Below are 15,629 nucleotides of genomic sequence, written 5' to 3'. Positions count from 1 at the left end.
GGCATTCCCCTTGCCAAGCGTCCGTGGCGGGGCCGTCCGCGCTGCCAGCGCACAGCCTGCAACGGCGACCGCGGCGACAAGGCGACACGCCGCGCCCCCGATGTCGTCGCACCTGCACGCCGCAGGGTCAGTCCGTTCCGTCGCCGCCCCATGCCCGTCACCATCCGCTCCCGCCTGCTGTTGCTCGTCCTGGCCGTGCTGCTGCCGGGCATGCTGGGCGTGGGCTGGCTGATCGGCAGCACCTACGAGGCCGAACGCGACGCGCATCAGCGCAACCTGCGCGACACGGCGCGGGCAATGTCCATGCTGGTGGACGGCGAGCTGTCGCGGCGCGCCACCATCGCCCATGTGCTGTCGCAGTCGCCGGACCTGGACGGGACCGTGCCGCCAGACCTGGCGCGGCGCCTGGCGTTCGAGCAACAGGCGCGGCGCACGATGCAGGGGCTGGACGGCTGGGTGGAGTTGCGCGCGCCGGGCCGTGTGCTGCTGAGCACGCGGCAGCCGCCCGGCGCCTACGGTGCCCCCGCCGAGCTGCCCGGCCCGGCCGCGCTCAGCCCCACGGCGGCCATGCAGTCGCTGCAGCCTCCCGCCGGCATGGCGGGCCAGGGCGACGAGCTGTACGCCGCCTGGGTGGAGCCGGTGCGGCGCGATGGCCAGTTGGTCTACAACATCGTCGTCACGGTGCGACCGTCGGAGCTGCAGCGCATCGTGCAGAACCAGGCCAACCCGGGCTGGATAGGCACCGTGGTGGACGGCACGGGACGCGTCGTCGCGCGCCAGCCGGGCGGCGGCGCCTACGCCGGCCGCGTCGTCGGTGCGGACGTGCGCGGCCACATGGCCGCGTCTCGTGAAGGCGGCTTCAGGTCGGTGTCGCTGGATGGCGTGCCCACCGTGGGCTACTTCAGCACGTCGCCTCAGGGCTGGACCTACGTCAGCGCGATGCCGCGCGAGGTCTTCACCGGCCGGCTGCCGGCTGCGGTGGCGCGCCTCGTCGGCGGCGCACTGGCGCTGCTGGCCTTGGCCGTGGCCGGCGCGATCTGGGTGTCGCGGCGCATCGAGGGCCCGATCCGCACGCTCAAGGCCGCCGCGCAAGACCTGCAGGCCGGCCGCCCGGTGCCGGTGCAGCCCACCGGCATCACGGAGTGCGACGAGGTGGCCGATGCGCTGGCCACCGCCGGCCGCGCGATGGCCGGTTCGCGCAGCGAGCTGGAACGCAGCGTGGCCCAGGCCGTGGAGCGCACGCGGCTGGTGGAACAGCGTGGCGCGCAGAGCCAGCGCGTGGAGGCGCTGGGCCGCCTGACCGGCGGCGTGGCGCACGAGTTCAACAACCTGCTGGGCATCATCAGCAACAGCATGCACCTGGTGCAGCGCCACCCGGCCGCAGCCGAGCTGCAGGCGCCGCTGGCCGCCACGCAGCGCGCCGTCGACAAAGGCAGCCAGCTGACGCAGCACCTGCTGCGCTTCTCCGGCCGGCGTGCGGCCACGCGGCTGCAGACGCTGGCGCTGGCCCGCTACCTGCCCGAGGTGCAGGAGTTGCTGCGCAGCGTGCTGGGCCGGCACATCGAGATCCAGGTCAAGGTGGCGGCCGATGCCGGCCCCGTGCGCGTGGATTCGAGCGAGCTGGACCTGGCGCTGGTGAACCTGGCCCTGAACGCGCTTGACGCCATGCCCTCGGGCGGCGAGCTGCGCCTGCGTGCGGCCAGGGCCAGCGCCGAGGACCTGGACGGCGTGCACGAGCTGCCCCCCGGCGACTACGTGCTGCTGACCGTGAGCGACGACGGCGCCGGCATGGACGCCGACATGGCCGAGCATGCCTTCGAGCCCTTCTTCACGACCAAGCCGGTCGGCCAGGGCAGCGGCCTGGGGCTGAGCCAGGTCTACGGCTTCGCCACGCAGGCGGGCGGCACGGCGCGGCTGGCCAGCACACCGGGCCTGGGCACGACGGTATCGCTGCTGCTGCCGGTGGCGCGCACGGATGGCGCGCGCCCGCAGGCGGCGTTCGCGCCGGCGCTGACGCTCAGCGTGGCCGGCGCGACGGTGCTGCTGGTGGAGGACGAGGAGTCCCTGGGCGACGTGACCGCCGCGCTGCTGATGGCACATGGCGCCCGCGTCATGCGCGCCGGCCATGCCGATGCCGCGTTGCGGCTGCTGGACGCCGGCGCGGGCGTGGACATCGTGCTCAGCGACATCGTCATGCCCGGTGAGCTGGATGGTGTGGGCCTGGCGCGGCGGCTGCGCGAGCAACGCCCGGAGCTGCCGGTCGTGCTGATCACCGGCTACAGCAACACGCGCATGGCCGAGGGCGAGTTCACGGTGCTGCGCAAGCCCTGCGCGCCCGCCGTGCTGCTGACGGCGCTGCAGGGCGCGCTGGCCGCCGCGCGCCCGTCAGCCGCTCAGAAACAGGGTTAGCCCTGGCTGGCCGCGCGGCGGGCACGCGATCTGCCATGCAAGGGCTCCCCTGACTTCCGACAAGGAACCCCGCCATGAGCAACGACGACATCATCGACACGCTGAACGACTTGATCGAAACCGCCAAGGACGGTGAGTACGGCTTCCACACTTCGGCCGAGTACCTGAAGGACCCGGTACTGAAGCAGAGCTTCACGACCCGCGCCGAGGAATGCCGCCAGGCGGCTGCCGAACTGCAGCAACTGGTGGTGCGCTTCGGCGGCAAGGCCGAGGACGGCGGCAGCGCCGCAGGTGCCCTGCATCGCGGCTGGGTGGCCGTGAAGGGCACGCTGGCCGGCTACACCGACAAGGCCATCCTGGAGGAAACCGAGCGCGGCGAGGACGTGGCGCTGGCGTCCTACCGCAATGCGCTGGAGCACACCCTGCCGCCGGACGTGCGCCCGGTGGTGGAACGCCAGTACGAGGGCGTCAAGCGCAACCACCTGCAGGTGCGCACGCTGCGCGACCGGGCGCGACTGGCGGCTTGACGGCGCCCCTCGTCGGCCAGGAGTACCTGGCCGGTCTTGCAGACCGCGCAGCCGACAGAGCGGCTGCCCTTCGGCAGGGACGGCAAGTCACCGGACTTGCCGTGTCCGGCCTCAGCCCCCGAGGGGGTGGCGATCAGCTGTCGCCACGCACTCGCGGCTTCGGCGTGAACAGGCTGCCCAGTAAGGGCAGGCCTAACGACACCATGTCGGTGACCGTGGCCAGGCTGATGCCGCGCCGCCAGCGTTCGGGCACATGTGGCCAGGCCATGCCGACGACGCGTGTCCACGGCAGCGCGGACAGCAGCGCGAACACGGCCGGGCGGGTGGCGGCCGACGCTGCGGACGCGACGGCGCCAGCCGGCGCGGCGTGGCGCGGTGCCCGGCGCCGCAGCATCATCAGCAGGCCGAGACCTGCGGCAGCGATCAGCGCCGGCTTCAGCAGCCGGCGCGGCTGCATCGTCGCGCCGAGCTGGTGGCTGAAGGACGTGACGCCGCGACGCAGACGCGCCTCGCGGGCGAGGAGACGCTGCTCGGCCTGCAGGATGCGGGCATCGATGTCGGCCGCAGGCGCCGCGTCAGTGCGCGGCGGGCTGGCTGGCAACTGGGGCAACGGAGCATTCATCGGGTCGGGTCTCGGGCGAAGGACTGGGGTTGGGCGGCACCGTCAGATGCCGGCGCGTGGCGGGCAGGCCGAGTCGCGGCAGCAGGCGGCGCACGCGCGCCACGGCCAGCACGATGACGCTGCCGTTCAGCGCGATGGCCAGCAGCAGCGCGCCGAGCAGCGGCACGCCGGCCTGCATCAGCACGTTGACCAACGCGACCCACAGCGCCAGCCAGACCGTCACGCCGAGGATGGCAATCGCCACCACCAGCGCGACCATCTGCATCAATGCCTGCGCCGCACGCTGCACCTCCAGCGCCAGCAGCTCGACCCGGTCGCTGAGCAGGCCGGGCAGTTCACAGGCCAGGCTCTTGACCTGGTCAAGCAATGAGGCGGGCGTTGCGCCGCACCCAGGCACGCCTGGGTCGGGCGTGCCGGGGGCCGGCGTTTCAGTGGCGGCGTCGGCCAAGGCGCTTACCGGGTGAGGCGGGCGATCAGCACGCCGACGGCGAGCGCCGTGGCGACGGCAGCGAGCGGGTTCTCCCGCACCGTCGTGCGAACGCTCTCGGCCCATTCGTCACCCAGATCGCGGGCGTCGTGGGCGCGTTGCGTGATGGCTTCGCTGGCGGCGTGCACGCCGCTCTGTACGCGCTGCACGGCCGGGCCGGCGGTGTCCGCCAGGCGGTCGATGGCGTGGTGGGCACCCTGCACGACGCGGTTGAGCGCCTCGTGGCCGGCGGCGGCGCCCTTGTCGATGGCGTCATCGGCCTTGACCGCGATGTCATTGACGGCGGCGGTGGCCGGCGTGGCGGGCGAACTGGAGGAGGTGGGGAACGGGGTGGTGGTGGTCATGGTGATCCTCGAAGGGGGTGGGGGAAGACAGGCGGACCGTCAAGGCAAGCGGTGTGCCTGCCGGCCCTGCGCGCCAGCGGCGAGTGGGCCGCTGCCCGCGGTATGGGCTGCAGCAAGAAGGTCAGCGCGGCACGGCCATGACGGACTCGCTCTCCTTGCCGGAGGGCGTCTGGGCGTCCAGCCCGCGGTCGGGCGACTCGGCCACTTGCGGCTCGCTGCCCGGCTCGATGAGTTCCTCGATGATGAAGTGGCCGTAGTGCTGCGCGCGCTCGGCCCCTTCGCCTTCAGCGGCACGGGCGATCTGGACGGCTTGCTCATCGTCGGCCGCGCGCACCACCAGCCAGTGGTAGCCGCGCACGGCCAGCACGCGGTGGGCGAGGATGAGGTTCATCTCCTGACCGATGGACGCGAGCGGGCTGGCATTGGCGATGTCCTCGTCGATGCGGCGCGTCATCTCGGTGTCGGTGTAGCGGTGCACGGCGTCGTCGGCCAGGCCGAGCTTGCGCAGCGCCTGCGCGGCGCGGTTGGCCGCCTCGGCACCGGGCAACGAGATGACCACATGGCCGACCGGCTTGAAGACGCCGAAGCTGTGTTGCTCTTCCTTGGACATGGGGGCTCCTTGCTATCAGTGACGGTGCACGGCTGGGGCAAGGGGCATGCCCGGCCGCACGCTCGCCAAGGCGGGTGGCGCCTGCGCCGCGCCGTGGACGACGCGGTGCACCAGATGCAGCTTGCGCACCGCCGGCGCCGACAGCACGAAGGGATAGAAGTCCGCGACGCCCATGCTGCGCGACAACTCGTTGAGCACGCCCGTCAGCTCCATCCAGCCGTTGATGAGGCCCAGGAAGCCTGCGGCCTGCACATCGCCGGTGTCGGCCAGCAGTTCGGGCGAGAAGCGCTCGTAGCTCAGCTCCACGCGCTCGCCGTCCAGCCCGAAGCTGCGCGCCGTGTCCAGCGTGTCGACGAGATGCAGGTAGTGCGCCCAGGTCTCGGCCCAGTCCTCCCAGGGGTGCGAGCTGGCATAGGCGCTGACGAAGTGCTGCCCCCAGTCGGCCGGCGGGCCGGCGCTGTAGTGGCGCTGCAGTGCGGCGGCGTAGTCCTCGCGCTCGTCGCCGAACAGCGCGCGAAAGGGCTCCAGCCAATGCGTCGGCCCGACCAGCCGCTGCCAGTAGTGATGGCCGGTCTCGTGGCGCAGATGGCCCAGCAGCGTGCGGTAGGGCTCGCCCAGCTGACCCCGGCGCGCCTCGCGGTTGGCGTCGTCGGCCTCGGACGCGTCCAGCGTGATGAGCCCGTCCGCATGGCCGGTGATGACAGCCGGCCCGCCGGGCGGCGCCAGCAGCAGGTCGAAGGCCAGGCCGCCCTGCGGGTCCTCGGCCTTGGGCTGCACCGGCAGGTTCAAGCCGATCAGCGACGACACCAACCGGCGCTTGGCCTGCTCGATGCGCAACCACCACAGGCCGGCGTTGGGCTGCGACAGGTCCGGCAGGGTGCGAGTGAGCCGGCAACAGCGGCACAGCGTAAAGCCGGCCTGTGCCTCGGCCGCGTCCAGCAGCCAGTTGCAGGCGGCCGCGCTGCCGAGGTTGGCGCAGCGCAGGTAGCGGCGCGCACGGCGCACCGGCACGCCCGCCTCGCGCCAGCCATTGGGACGCACGCGCTCCAAGGCCAGCAACAGGCGGCGCTCGGGGTCATAACCCAGCGGTCGCAGGCAGCCCAGGCACTGGCTGTTCCTGAAGAAGACCGGGCGCCCGCAGGCGCAGCTGAAGGCGCGCGGGGTCGTCGCTGCGAGCGCCATGCGCGGCGGCGGCGGCACGAGCGGCACCATCAGGCCGCCCCGGTCAGCGCGGGTTGCGCGCTCTCAGCAGCCGCACGGCGGCAAACACCAGCGTGCCCACGGCCAACACCACCAGCGCCGAGCGCACGGGCGCGTCGTGCACATAGCCGACGGTGCGGTCCGTCGCGCGGGCGACCTGCGAGCGCACGGTGTGGACGCCATCGGCAATCTGGCCCAGGCCGCGGCGCGCGGCGGTCTCGACCTGCTGCAGGTATTGATCGGAATGACCCATGGTGCTGACTCCTGGAAAGTGGGGGGGGTCAGCAACCGTGGCAATCGGCGCGCCCGCTACTCCCGGCGCGACAACGGCGCCTCGGCCGTGACGCCTTCGGCGGCGTACTCCTTCAACCGGTTGTAGAGCGTCTTCAGGCTGATGCCCAGCGCCGCCGCCGTGCGCTCCTTGTGATGGTTGAAATGACGCAAGGTGGCCAGCATCAGGATGCGCTCGGCGTCGGCGACGCTGGAGCCGATGGGCAAGGTGACGCTGGGCACGCCGGCATCGGCGGCCGCGGGCACCGGCAGCAGCGGCGCCGGGGCGGACTCCGGCACCGCACCCAGCGAACCCCAGCCCGACAGCATGCCGCCGCTGCCCACGCTGGGCAGCCAGGCCTCGTCGATGAACTCGTCCTGGGCCATCACATAGGCCCGCTGCACGGCGTTGCGCAGTTCGCGCACATTGCCCGGCCAGGGGTACTCGACCAGCGCCGTCAGGGCCGCCGGCGTGAAGCGCCGCGCCTCGCCCTCCTGCTCGCAGATGGCGGCCAGGAAATGGTTGGCCAGCAGCGGCACATCGGACGCGCGGTCGCGCAGCGGCGGCAGCTCGATGGGGAAGATGTTGAGGCGGTACAGCAGGTCCTCGCGCAGCTTGCCCGTCGCCACCGCCTGGTAGGGCGCGCGGTTGGTGGCGGCGATGATGCGCACGTCGGTCTCCTGGCTGGTCGTGCTGCCCACGCGCATGAAGCGGCCGGTCTCCAGCACCCGCAGCAGCTTGACCTGCAGCTCCAGCGGCATCTCGGTGATCTCGTCCAGGAACAGCGTGCCGCCGCTGGCGCGCTCGAAGAAGCCCTGGTGCTGGCGCTCGGCGCCGGTGAAGCTGCCCTTCTCGTGGCCAAAGATCTCGCTCTCGATCAGGTTGGGGCTGATGGCGCCGCAGTTGACGGCCAGGAAGGGCCGCTTGCGGCGGCGGCTGAGGTCGTGCACGGTCTGCGCGACCACCTCCTTGCCGGTGCCCGACTCGCCGGTGATGAACACCGACACGCTGGTGCCGGCCACGCGCGAGATCTGCTGGTAGATACGCTGCATGGGCGCACTGCGCCCCCACAGGTGCCCGAAATGGCCGGACTGCGCCAGGTTGGCCGTCAGGTCTTCCACCTCGGCCTGCAGCGCCGCCGGCTTCATGATGCGCGACAGCACGCCCTGCAGCTGCGTCAGGTTGACGGGCTTGATGAGGTAGTCGGCCGCCCCCAGGCGCAGCGCCTGGATGGAGGTCTCCAGGTTGGCGTGGCCGGTGCACAGCACGACCTCGGAGTTGGCCACCAGCTTGGGGTCGGCCAGCAAGTCCATCCCGCTGCCATCGGGCAGGCGCAGGTCCAGCAGGATGATGTCGGGCTGCTGCAGCGAGATCTGGCGCCGTGCATCCCGCAGGTTGTGCGCCACGGCGACCGTGAACTGCTCACCCGCGATCAGGGCGCGCAGCGAAGCGGCTGAGTCATGGTCGTCATCCACCACCAGGGCATGGGGCATCAGCGAGGCTTCCTTCCGGTTTGGCTGGGTTGGCACAAAGCGGCATTGTCGTCACATTCGCAGGGCGCCACGACACAGAAGCGCCGAAGGCTTGGGGGGATTTCGGCCACGCCACGACGGGCACGCGCCTTGCCACGCGCGGTGTGGGCGCGCACCGCGTCTGCCAAGCGGCACTGCCGAAACAACATGCCCAGACCTTCAGGCGTCGACCTGCCGTACATCGCCGCAGCGGCAACGCTCGGCGCCCTCATGACGCTGGCCTGGCGGGCCTGCAGCGCGACGCACGCGCGCCGCTGCGGTGGTCGTTGCGCGCGTGCGCCGGCCGCCTTGCAAGACTGGGAGGGCGAAGGCGGGCGGCCATTGCCCGACGAGCACGAGGCCGGCCAAGCACCCGTCGCCACGCGGACTTGAGCACCGGCAAGATTTACCGCAAGTTGCACCAGGCGCCCTTCTTGCCCGCTGGCCGCACGAGGTGTCTGATGCGGCCTTCTTCGGCCGCTCACCCCGTTCAACCCCAGGTGCATTGCATGAACCCCACGCCCACGCCGCCAGTCGCACCCCCGTTGCCCGTGCCCGGCGCCCACCCGGACGACAGCTCCATCGCCGGCGAGGAGGACCCGGGCGCCAGCGTCGACGCACCACCCGCGCCGCCGCAACAGGGCTAACCAAACAACAGAGCGGCACCAGGTTCGGGCATGAAGCTTGCGTTTTTGACCAGGCAGCCGCCCTGGCTGCTGGCTCGAAGATCTCATGAAGCAATCGCAAGCGCGGCGTCATGCCGGTGGGGTGCGGGCGCTGGCGGCACTGTGTGCGTTGGCCGGGCTGGCCGGCCTGGCCGCCTGCGCCAGCCTGAACGAGCGCGACGCGCATGTGCGGCCGCTGTCGCCCGGGCTCACGGCCCAGCGGGTGACGCTGGTGGGCGCCAGCGGCCCCGTGAATGCCGGCGTCGAAGCGCGTGACCTGGCGCGCGTGCGCGCCGAAGGCAGTGGCGCGGCGTTCGAGCGGCATCTGGGCGTGCTGGCCGCCGCCGGCGACACGCAGCTGCTGCGCGGCAACACGGCCAAGCTGCTGATCGACGGCCCGGCCACCTTCGCGGCGATGAAGGCGGCCATCGCCACGGCCCGGCAACGCATCCTGGTGGAGTTCTACATCGTCGAGGGCGAGGGCGTCGCGGCCGAGATCGCCGAGCTGCTGATGGCCAAGGTGGCCGAAGGTGTCGGCGTGGCGCTGATGTACGACAGCGTCGGTTCGCTGGGCACCGAGCGCGCCTTCTTCGATCGCCTGCGCGCGGGCGGCGTGGCGGTCTGCGCGTTCAACCCCATCAACCCGCTGGAGCGACCCGGCCACTGGGGGCTGCTGCAGCGCAACCACCGCAAGATGCTGGCCGTCGACAGCGACGTGGCCTTCACCGGCGGCATCAACCTCAGCAATGTCTACGCGGAGGGCTCGTTCGGCAGCGCCCGGCGGCCCAAGAAGCCGCCCGCGGATGCCGACAACCAGGGCTGGCGCGACACGCAGGTGGAGCTGCGCGGCCCGGTGGTACCAGCGCTGGCGGCGGTGTTCAGCCAGTCGTGGACCAGCCAGGGCTGCGAAGGCGCCCTGCCCGCCGCGCCGGCGCCGCGCGTGGCGGCGCCGGGCCAGCGCGTCATCAAGCTCGTCGCGGGCGACCCGGAGAACGGCGTCAACCCGACCTACAAGGCGCTGCTGCGCGCCATCGACGCGGCGCAGACCAGCGTGCAGCTGACGATGGCCTACTTCGCGCCGGGGCCCGAGCTGATCCAGGCCTTGTGCGACGCCTCCCGCCGGGGTGTGGCCGTCGCGCTGGTGCTGCCCGGCCGCAGCGACGTGACCATGGTGCTGCATGCCGCCCGCTCCCGCTACGCGCAGCTGCTGGAGGCCGGCGTGCAGGTCCACGAGATGACCGAGGCCGTCATGCATGCCAAGACGGCGGTCATCGACGGCGTGTTCTCCAGCGTCGGCTCCAGCAACCTGGACTGGCGCAGCATCGTCGGCAACAACGAGATCGACGTCATCGTGCTGGGCGACGACTTCGGCGCGCAGATGCAGGCGCTGTTCGCCCGGGACGTGGCCGTCTCCGGGCGTATCGAGGTGGCGCAATGGGCGCGCCGCGGCCTGGGCCAGCGGCTGATGGAGCGCTTTGCGCGCCTGGTCGAGCCGCTGCTGTAGCGCCCGGGCGGGTGGCTGGCGCGCCGTTTGCCTTGAAGCCGCGCGTCCATTCCTTTCTGTGCCGTCAAGGAGTCAAGCCATGGCTTTAGAAGGTCGTTCCGCAGGGCTGCCAACCGCCTCGCCGCATTCCCGTTTCGATCCTCCGACGAGGGGTGCCCTGCTCCCGCAGGACGAACCGCTCATCGCCAACCTGCAGCGCCCACGTCGCCCGGGCGGCAGCACGATGGGCCGCCTGATGCGGCGCAGCCGCACGCGCACGGCAGGCATCCGCTTCGAGTGGGCCATGCGCAGCTGCGGGCCCGTGCTGCGCGTGGTGGCCACCTGGACGGACCGCCTGGGCCAGCCGCATCACACCTCTTACTCGGTGCAGTGCAATGGGCTGGAGGGCGCGCTGGACCGCGCCATCGCCTCGCGCATTTCCTGCGGCGCGCCGATGCCGGACCGAGAAGACTTGCTGCAACGCCTGCGGCAAGAATTCGCCACGGCGCCGCATCTGGCCAACGCCCAGGCGGCTGGCCAAGCCGCCGGCGCAGCAGCTGCACAGGCCCGCGCCGCCTGAGACTGCGGCAGGCCTGCGGACACTCAGAGCCAGCTGATCAGCCTTTGCAGCCAACGCGGCAGAGGGCGACTGGGGGTGTAGTTCTCGCGGTAGTAGCGGTGCATGGTGAAGCCTCGGTTTATCTGTGTATTTATACAGTACTCAAGTCGAATTCACCAAGCGCGTTTGCGCGCGGTCCGACAACAAAGGGCTCCCGAAGGAGCCCCTTTGCATGGCGGCGTGGTGCCGTCAGAAGCTGGCGCGCAGGCCGATCTGGTAGGTGCGGCCCGGCTCGTAGATGGCGTAAGGCGCGTTGGCGAACTGGAAGTTCGTGCGCTGCGACGAGCGCGTGACGTTGAACACGTCGAACGTCGCCTGCAAGTCCTTCTTCCAGCCGATGACCTCGCCGATGTTCACGCGCGAGGTGAAGTCCACCTGCGAATAGTCCAGGCCGTAGAAGGCCGCCGCCGTGATGCCGTTCTGGCCGGTGCCGGAGGTCTGCGAACCCTTGGTGAAGGTCTTGGTCACGCGGAAGCCGCCGAAACGGCCTTCGTAGTACGCCGCCATGTTGTAGGTGTAGGGCGGCACACCGGTGGCCACGTTGGCGCCGGACTGCTTGACCTTGGTGTAGTTGGCGCTCACGCCGAAGCCCTTCAGGTAGGAGGTGAGCAGGTCCAGCGGCTGCTGCACGGTCAGCTCTAGGCCCTTGATGACCAACTCGTCGGCGGTGTTCTGCGTCTGCGTCAGCACGACGCCCAGCCCGTTGATCGCGGCGAGTTGCGAGGCCGTCGGCAGTGCGGCCAGGTCGGTCGGCACGGGCGCCACGCCGGCGCGGGTGTAGAGGCCCTGCTTCTGGGTGTCGGTCAGGCCGCCCTGGGTCCAGTTGACGCCGTAGGCGTTCAGGTCGGCGAAGCTCACGTTCAGCGTGCGGTTGGCCGTGAAGCCCTGGATGCCCTTCTTGAACCAGGCCAGGGCGACATAACCCTCCCGTCCCGTGTACCACTCGATGCCCAGATCGGTGTTCTTGGACTCGTAGGGCTTGAGGTCGGGGTTGGTCAGCTGGCCGTTCTGGGCCGCCGGGTCGGTAAAGCTCAGCGCCAGCGCGCGCAGCTGCGTGGGATCGGCGCGCGTGATGGTCTTGGACATGGACGCGCGGGCCAGCAGGTTGGAGCGCAGGTTGTAGGCCAGGCTGGCCGAGGGCAGGAAGTTGCCGTAGTTCGTCGTCGTGTAGCTCTCGACGACCGTCGCCGGGTAGCGGCCGCCATCGGCCAGGCTCTGCGCAGCGTTGCGCGGGTCGGCCGGCAACGTCAGCGAGGCGAAGGTCTGCTGCGTCGTCGCGTAGCGGGCGCCGGCGTTGTAGCGCAGCAGGTTGCCGAACACCTCGGTGTCGCCGTTGACCTCCGTGAAGATGGACGTCACCTTCTCCTGGAAGAAGCCGGGCGCCACGTTGTTGTTGGAGTTGGCCGTACCGTACAGCGCAGCGTCGCGGGCCATCTGGTAGCCCGAGTCCTTGGCGAAGCGGGACCAGTCCAGCGTGACGAAGCCGCTGGACGTGGGGCGCAGGTAGCTGGGCACGGCTGAGTTCGGGATGGTCGAGCCGAGGAACTGCAGCGAGGCCGGGTTGGCGCCGGCCGTGAAGCCCGTGCCGTAGCCAGGATAGGTGCCGGCCGCCGGGCCCGCAGCGCCGGCGCCGTTGCAGGCGCCCGGGTTGACGGTGTTGGGGCCGGGCAGGAAGGCGTTGACGTTGCGACGGCAGGCGATGTTTTCCCAGTAGCCACTGTTGTCCAGCGTGCGGATGCGGCGCGAGACGCTGTCGTAGGCGCCGCCGAACTTAACGTCGAAGATGCCGGCGTCGATGTCGACGGCGGCGCGCAGGCCGTGCGTGCGGATGGCGCGGATCTCGTCCTGCTGGTTCAAGCGGCCGCCGTTCCAGCCGAAGGCGGCGGGGTTGTTCAGGAAGTCCTTGTCGCCGGCCGCGTTGGTGGCGGTCAAGCGCGGGACGCCAGTGGTGTTGTCGTACTCGGTCGTGATGCCCGAGCTGCCCGCCGTCTGGAACAGCACCGTCGGCGACTGGCGGTGAAAGTTGCTCTTGGTCATGTTGGCCTGCACGTCGACGCTGATCGCGTCGGTGATCTTCAGGTTCAGGCCGGGGTTGACGCTGTGGAACTTCGTCTCTTCGGTGTAGGGGCGGTACTCCAGGAAGTACTGGGCGTTGGCGAAGGTGCCCTTGGTGACGGTACAACCGTTGGCGCAGTCGGTCTTGTCGACCGTCATGTTGATGGGAATGGAGGAGCCGTTGCGGCCCACCCAGTTCATGTCGACGCGTTCGAACTCGTTCTTCTTGTGGCCATAGATGGCGTCCAGGAAGAACTTGGCGGAGCTGCTCGGGCGCAGCTCCACCGACAGGATGGCGTTCTGGCGGTCGCGGCTGCCTTCGGCAAACATCGCGCGGCCCAGGCGCGGCAGGATGGCGTTGTCGATCTGCTGGATCGTCAGGCCGGGGTTCTTGGACAGCAGGTAGGCCTCGTCGATGGTGGCGCCGGTCACCAGGCCGTTGCCGGCATTGGCGGGCACGGTGCCCGGGATGGTCCAGTTGCCGCCGCCGGTGCTGTTGCGCGCCGTGCCCAGGCTGGCGCCCTGTGTGGCGGACAGGTTGGCGTTGGTCCAGCCGATGGACTCGAAGCCGGTGGTCTTGACCTTGTTGGTCGACCAGGCCACGCCGGCCAGCACGCCCAGCGTGTTGTTCCAGGTGTTGCTGACGAGCGCAGAGCCGCGGTTGCCCCACTTCTCGGCTTGCTGGTTCTTGGTGCCGGTCAGCGTGAAGGCGGTACGGAAGCCCTTCTTGTCGAAAGGCCGCGCGCTGCGCATGTCGACGATGCCGGCGGCGCCGCCCTCCAGCATGGACGCGGTCGGGCTCTTGACGACGGTGACGCGGCTGAACAGCTCACCAGGCATGAAGTCCATGTCGACTTCGCGGTTGGCGCTGCCGGTGTCGGTGCGGCCGGTGGAGGCCGACGCGACCGGCGCGCCGTTCAGCAGCACGCGGGTGAAATTGGTGCCCAGGCCGCGGATCTGGATCTGCAGGCCTTCGCCGGTGATTTCACGCGTCAACGTGACGCCGGGGATGCGCGAGATGGACTCGGCGATGTTGCTGTCTGGGAACTTGCCCATGTCCTCGGCCGTGATGGCATCGATGAAGCCGACCGCGTTCTTCTTGGCGTTGGCCGAGCTTTCCAGCGCGGCGCGGATGCCGGTGACGACGACGGTGTCGAGCTTGGCCGCCTCCGGGGCCGGAGCCGCAGGCGTCTGCGCATAGGCCTGCGAAATCAGCCCGGCCAGCAGCGTGGTGCCCAAGGCAAGGTGGCCGGCGCGAGCGCGGCGGTTGAGCCGCGAAAGAGTGGTGTTCATCGATGTCTCCTTTGTGGTTCTGGGCCCGTAGCGGCGGGCCGACTGATCTGGTTGGCGCCAATTTGGTAGCGCGCACATTCAAAATTTACGCGGGCGAATATGCCGGGTCAACAAGGGTGTGTACTAATGTATTAGTGTCAAACACAGAAAATCAGCCAGCGGGTATCACGTCTTGGCAGAGTGGCAGGTAGCGCTCACAATAGGGCTCAACACTTGCCATGCCGACGATGCAGCCCAGCAACGCTCCCACTCCTTCAGGCTTGCCAGCCGACGCGGCCGACGCGCTCCTGGTGGGCCGTGTGTGGCGCCCCGACATCGGCGGCCCGGCACTGGTGGCGGTGCGGGGTGGCGAGCTGGTCGACCTGTCCCACCACGCCGCAACCTTTGCCGAGCTGCTGGACCGGCCCGACCTGGTGGACCTCGTCCGCCACGCACCCGGGCCGACGCTGGCGCCGGTGCAGGCCGTGCTGGCCAATGCGCTGGCCGCGTCGCCCGACCCCGCCCTGCCCCGCTTGCTCGCACCCTGCGACCTGCAGGCCATCAAGGCCTGCGGCGTGACCTTCGCCGTCAGCCTGCTGGAGCGCGTCATCGAGGCCCAGGCCGGTGGCAGCGCCGCGCGCGCCCACGACCTGCGCCAGTCGCTGACGGCCACGCTCGGCACCGACCTGGCCAGCATCCGCCCCGGCTCGGCGACGGCACAGCGACTCAAGGCCGAGTTTGTCGCCCGTGGCGCCTGGTCGCCCTATCTGGAAGTGGGCCTGGGGCCGGACGCCGAAGTCTTCACGAAGGCGCAGCCGATGTCGGCCGTGGGCTTCGGCGACGCGGTCGGCCTGCACCCCGACTCGCAGTGGAACAACCCCGAGCCCGAGGTCGTGCTGGCCGTGAACAGCCGCGCGGAAGTCGTCGGCGCCACGCTGGGCAACGACGTCAACCTGCGCGACATCGAGGGCCGCAGCGCGCTGCTGCTGGGCAAGGCCAAGGACAACAACGGCTCCTGCGCCATCGGCCCCTTCGTGCGCCTGTTCGACGGCCGGTTCACGCTGGACACCGTGCGCGCGGCCACGGTCAGCCTGCGCATCGCGGGCGCGAGCGACGGCTTCGTGCTGGAAGGCGTCAGCCACATGCAGGAGATCAGCCGCGCCCCACTGGAACTGGTAGGCCAGGCCTGCGGGCCGCACCACCAATACCCCGATGGCTTCATGCTGTTCCTGGGCACCATGTTCTCGCCCATCCAGGACCGTGGCGCGCCGGGCGCCGGCTTCACGCATCAACTGGGCGATGTCGTCACCATCGCCAGCCCCGCTTTAGGCGCCCTCGTCAACACCGTGCAGCGCAGCGATGCCATCCCGCCGTGGACCTACGGCCTCGGCGCGCTGCTCAAGCACCTGCGCAGGCAACACATGCAACTCTGAATCTCTGGTCGGACGCCCCGGGCTGGTGGGCGTCCTTTCACTTGCGGCGGCCCGCCCTGCGCGGAGCCGCCGTTTTTTTACCTGGCGCGCCGGCCTGCGAGGTTTCACGACAATCGGTGTG

Annotated in this window: 15 protein-coding genes; 7 read left to right on the top strand and 8 right to left on the bottom strand. The window is 70.5% G+C overall.

All coding sequences use genetic code 11. The features are described 5' to 3' along the window. Window positions 1-150: 150 nt before the first annotated feature. Both ACG00Y_RS19900 and ACG00Y_RS19895 read left to right on the top strand, forming a co-directional pair. Window positions 151-2,409: an ATP-binding protein gene (locus ACG00Y_RS19900; protein WP_394481855.1), complete on the top strand. Its 2,259-nt coding sequence runs from the start codon at window positions 151-153 to the stop codon at window positions 2,407-2,409. 74 nt (window positions 2,410-2,483) lie between these two features. Beyond that, window positions 2,484-2,936 (top strand): PA2169 family four-helix-bundle protein, encoded by a 453-nt coding sequence (locus ACG00Y_RS19895; protein ID WP_394481853.1) that lies wholly within the window; start codon window positions 2,484-2,486, stop codon window positions 2,934-2,936. A gap of 133 nt (window positions 2,937-3,069) precedes the next feature. On the opposite strand, the gene ACG00Y_RS19890 is transcribed toward ACG00Y_RS19895, so the two are convergent. The 7 genes from ACG00Y_RS19890 to ACG00Y_RS19860 all read right to left on the bottom strand — a co-directional run bounded on the left by ACG00Y_RS19890 (window position 3,070) and on the right by ACG00Y_RS19860 (window position 7,963). Then, a complete protein-coding gene (locus ACG00Y_RS19890) occupies window positions 3,070-3,546 on the bottom strand; it encodes a hypothetical protein (RefSeq protein ID WP_394481852.1) in 477 nt (158 codons plus the stop codon). After that, window positions 3,512-3,925 (bottom strand): phage holin family protein, encoded by a 414-nt coding sequence (locus ACG00Y_RS19885; protein ID WP_394481850.1) that lies wholly within the window; start codon window positions 3,923-3,925, stop codon window positions 3,512-3,514. The genes ACG00Y_RS19890 and ACG00Y_RS19885 overlap by 35 nt, the downstream gene beginning before the upstream one ends. Before the next feature lie 86 nt (window positions 3,926-4,011). Next, the gene (locus ACG00Y_RS19880; protein ID WP_394481848.1) at window positions 4,012-4,389 is read right to left on the bottom strand and encodes a hypothetical protein; all 378 of its coding nucleotides are present in this window, start codon (window positions 4,387-4,389) and stop codon (window positions 4,012-4,014) included. Between the two features lie 121 nt (window positions 4,390-4,510). Next, window positions 4,511-4,999 (bottom strand): hypothetical protein, encoded by a 489-nt coding sequence (locus ACG00Y_RS19875; protein ID WP_394481847.1) that lies wholly within the window; start codon window positions 4,997-4,999, stop codon window positions 4,511-4,513. A gap of 15 nt (window positions 5,000-5,014) precedes the next feature. Continuing rightward, a complete protein-coding gene (locus ACG00Y_RS19870; protein WP_394481845.1) occupies window positions 5,015-6,211 on the bottom strand; it encodes a zinc-binding metallopeptidase family protein in 1,197 nt (398 codons plus the stop codon). Window positions 6,212-6,224: 13 nt separating this feature from the next. Then, window positions 6,225-6,452 (bottom strand): hypothetical protein, encoded by a 228-nt coding sequence (locus ACG00Y_RS19865; RefSeq protein WP_394481843.1) that lies wholly within the window; start codon window positions 6,450-6,452, stop codon window positions 6,225-6,227. 56 nt (window positions 6,453-6,508) lie between these two features. Then, window positions 6,509-7,963, bottom strand: coding sequence for a sigma-54-dependent transcriptional regulator (locus ACG00Y_RS19860; protein ID WP_394481841.1), 1,455 nt, complete (start codon window positions 7,961-7,963; stop codon window positions 6,509-6,511). A gap of 186 nt (window positions 7,964-8,149) precedes the next feature. Here ACG00Y_RS19860 and ACG00Y_RS19855 point away from each other — a divergent pair, with 186 nt between their 5' ends. The 4 genes from ACG00Y_RS19855 to ACG00Y_RS19840 all read left to right on the top strand — a co-directional run bounded on the left by ACG00Y_RS19855 (window position 8,150) and on the right by ACG00Y_RS19840 (window position 10,709). After that, window positions 8,150-8,374, top strand: coding sequence for a hypothetical protein (locus ACG00Y_RS19855; protein ID WP_394481839.1), 225 nt, complete (start codon window positions 8,150-8,152; stop codon window positions 8,372-8,374). 116 nt (window positions 8,375-8,490) lie between these two features. Next, window positions 8,491-8,628, top strand: a complete 138-nt coding sequence (locus tag ACG00Y_RS19850; protein WP_394481838.1) for a hypothetical protein — start codon at window positions 8,491-8,493, stop codon at window positions 8,626-8,628. An 85-nt stretch (window positions 8,629-8,713) separates the two neighbouring features. Continuing rightward, window positions 8,714-10,150 (top strand): phospholipase D-like domain-containing protein, encoded by a 1,437-nt coding sequence (locus tag ACG00Y_RS19845; RefSeq protein WP_394481836.1) that lies wholly within the window; start codon window positions 8,714-8,716, stop codon window positions 10,148-10,150. Window positions 10,151-10,229: 79 nt separating this feature from the next. Beyond that, the gene (locus ACG00Y_RS19840; RefSeq protein WP_394481835.1) at window positions 10,230-10,709 is read left to right on the top strand and encodes a hypothetical protein; all 480 of its coding nucleotides are present in this window, start codon (window positions 10,230-10,232) and stop codon (window positions 10,707-10,709) included. Between the two features lie 228 nt (window positions 10,710-10,937). Here ACG00Y_RS19840 and ACG00Y_RS19835 read toward each other — a convergent pair whose 3' ends face one another. After that, window positions 10,938-14,096, bottom strand: coding sequence for a TonB-dependent receptor (locus ACG00Y_RS19835; protein ID WP_394481833.1), 3,159 nt, complete (start codon window positions 14,094-14,096; stop codon window positions 10,938-10,940). A gap of 227 nt (window positions 14,097-14,323) precedes the next feature. Here ACG00Y_RS19835 and ACG00Y_RS19830 point away from each other — a divergent pair, with 227 nt between their 5' ends. Continuing rightward, on the top strand, window positions 14,324-15,508 hold the full coding sequence (locus tag ACG00Y_RS19830; protein WP_394481832.1) for a fumarylacetoacetate hydrolase family protein: 1,185 nt from the start codon (window positions 14,324-14,326) through the stop codon (window positions 15,506-15,508). Window positions 15,509-15,629 lie beyond the last annotated feature (121 nt).

Origin of the sequence: Pelomonas parva (assembly GCF_043555835.1) — a bacterium.
Lineage (GTDB): Bacteria > Pseudomonadota > Gammaproteobacteria > Burkholderiales > Burkholderiaceae_C > Pelomonas > Pelomonas parva.
This window is presented reverse-complemented; position numbering and strand designations above follow the sequence as displayed.

Coding starts and splice junctions, on each gene's coding strand:
- ACG00Y_RS19855 (WP_394481839.1), top strand. CDS start 8,150: ATGCCCAGACCTTCAGGCGTCGACCTGCCGTACATCGCCGCAGCGGCA.
- ACG00Y_RS19860 (WP_394481841.1), bottom strand. CDS start 7,963: ATGCCCCATGCCCTGGTGGTGGATGACGACCATGACTCAGCCGCTTCG.
- ACG00Y_RS19835 (WP_394481833.1), bottom strand. CDS start 14,096: ATGAACACCACTCTTTCGCGGCTCAACCGCCGCGCTCGCGCCGGCCAC.
- ACG00Y_RS19895 (WP_394481853.1), top strand. CDS start 2,484: ATGAGCAACGACGACATCATCGACACGCTGAACGACTTGATCGAAACC.
- ACG00Y_RS19870 (WP_394481845.1), bottom strand. CDS start 6,211: ATGGTGCCGCTCGTGCCGCCGCCGCCGCGCATGGCGCTCGCAGCGACG.
- ACG00Y_RS19900 (WP_394481855.1), top strand. CDS start 151: ATGCCCGTCACCATCCGCTCCCGCCTGCTGTTGCTCGTCCTGGCCGTG.
- ACG00Y_RS19880 (WP_394481848.1), bottom strand. CDS start 4,389: ATGACCACCACCACCCCGTTCCCCACCTCCTCCAGTTCGCCCGCCACG.
- ACG00Y_RS19830 (WP_394481832.1), top strand. CDS start 14,324: ATGCAGCCCAGCAACGCTCCCACTCCTTCAGGCTTGCCAGCCGACGCG.
- ACG00Y_RS19865 (WP_394481843.1), bottom strand. CDS start 6,452: ATGGGTCATTCCGATCAATACCTGCAGCAGGTCGAGACCGCCGCGCGC.
- ACG00Y_RS19840 (WP_394481835.1), top strand. CDS start 10,230: ATGGCTTTAGAAGGTCGTTCCGCAGGGCTGCCAACCGCCTCGCCGCAT.
- ACG00Y_RS19845 (WP_394481836.1), top strand. CDS start 8,714: ATGAAGCAATCGCAAGCGCGGCGTCATGCCGGTGGGGTGCGGGCGCTG.
- ACG00Y_RS19875 (WP_394481847.1), bottom strand. CDS start 4,999: ATGTCCAAGGAAGAGCAACACAGCTTCGGCGTCTTCAAGCCGGTCGGC.
- ACG00Y_RS19850 (WP_394481838.1), top strand. CDS start 8,491: ATGAACCCCACGCCCACGCCGCCAGTCGCACCCCCGTTGCCCGTGCCC.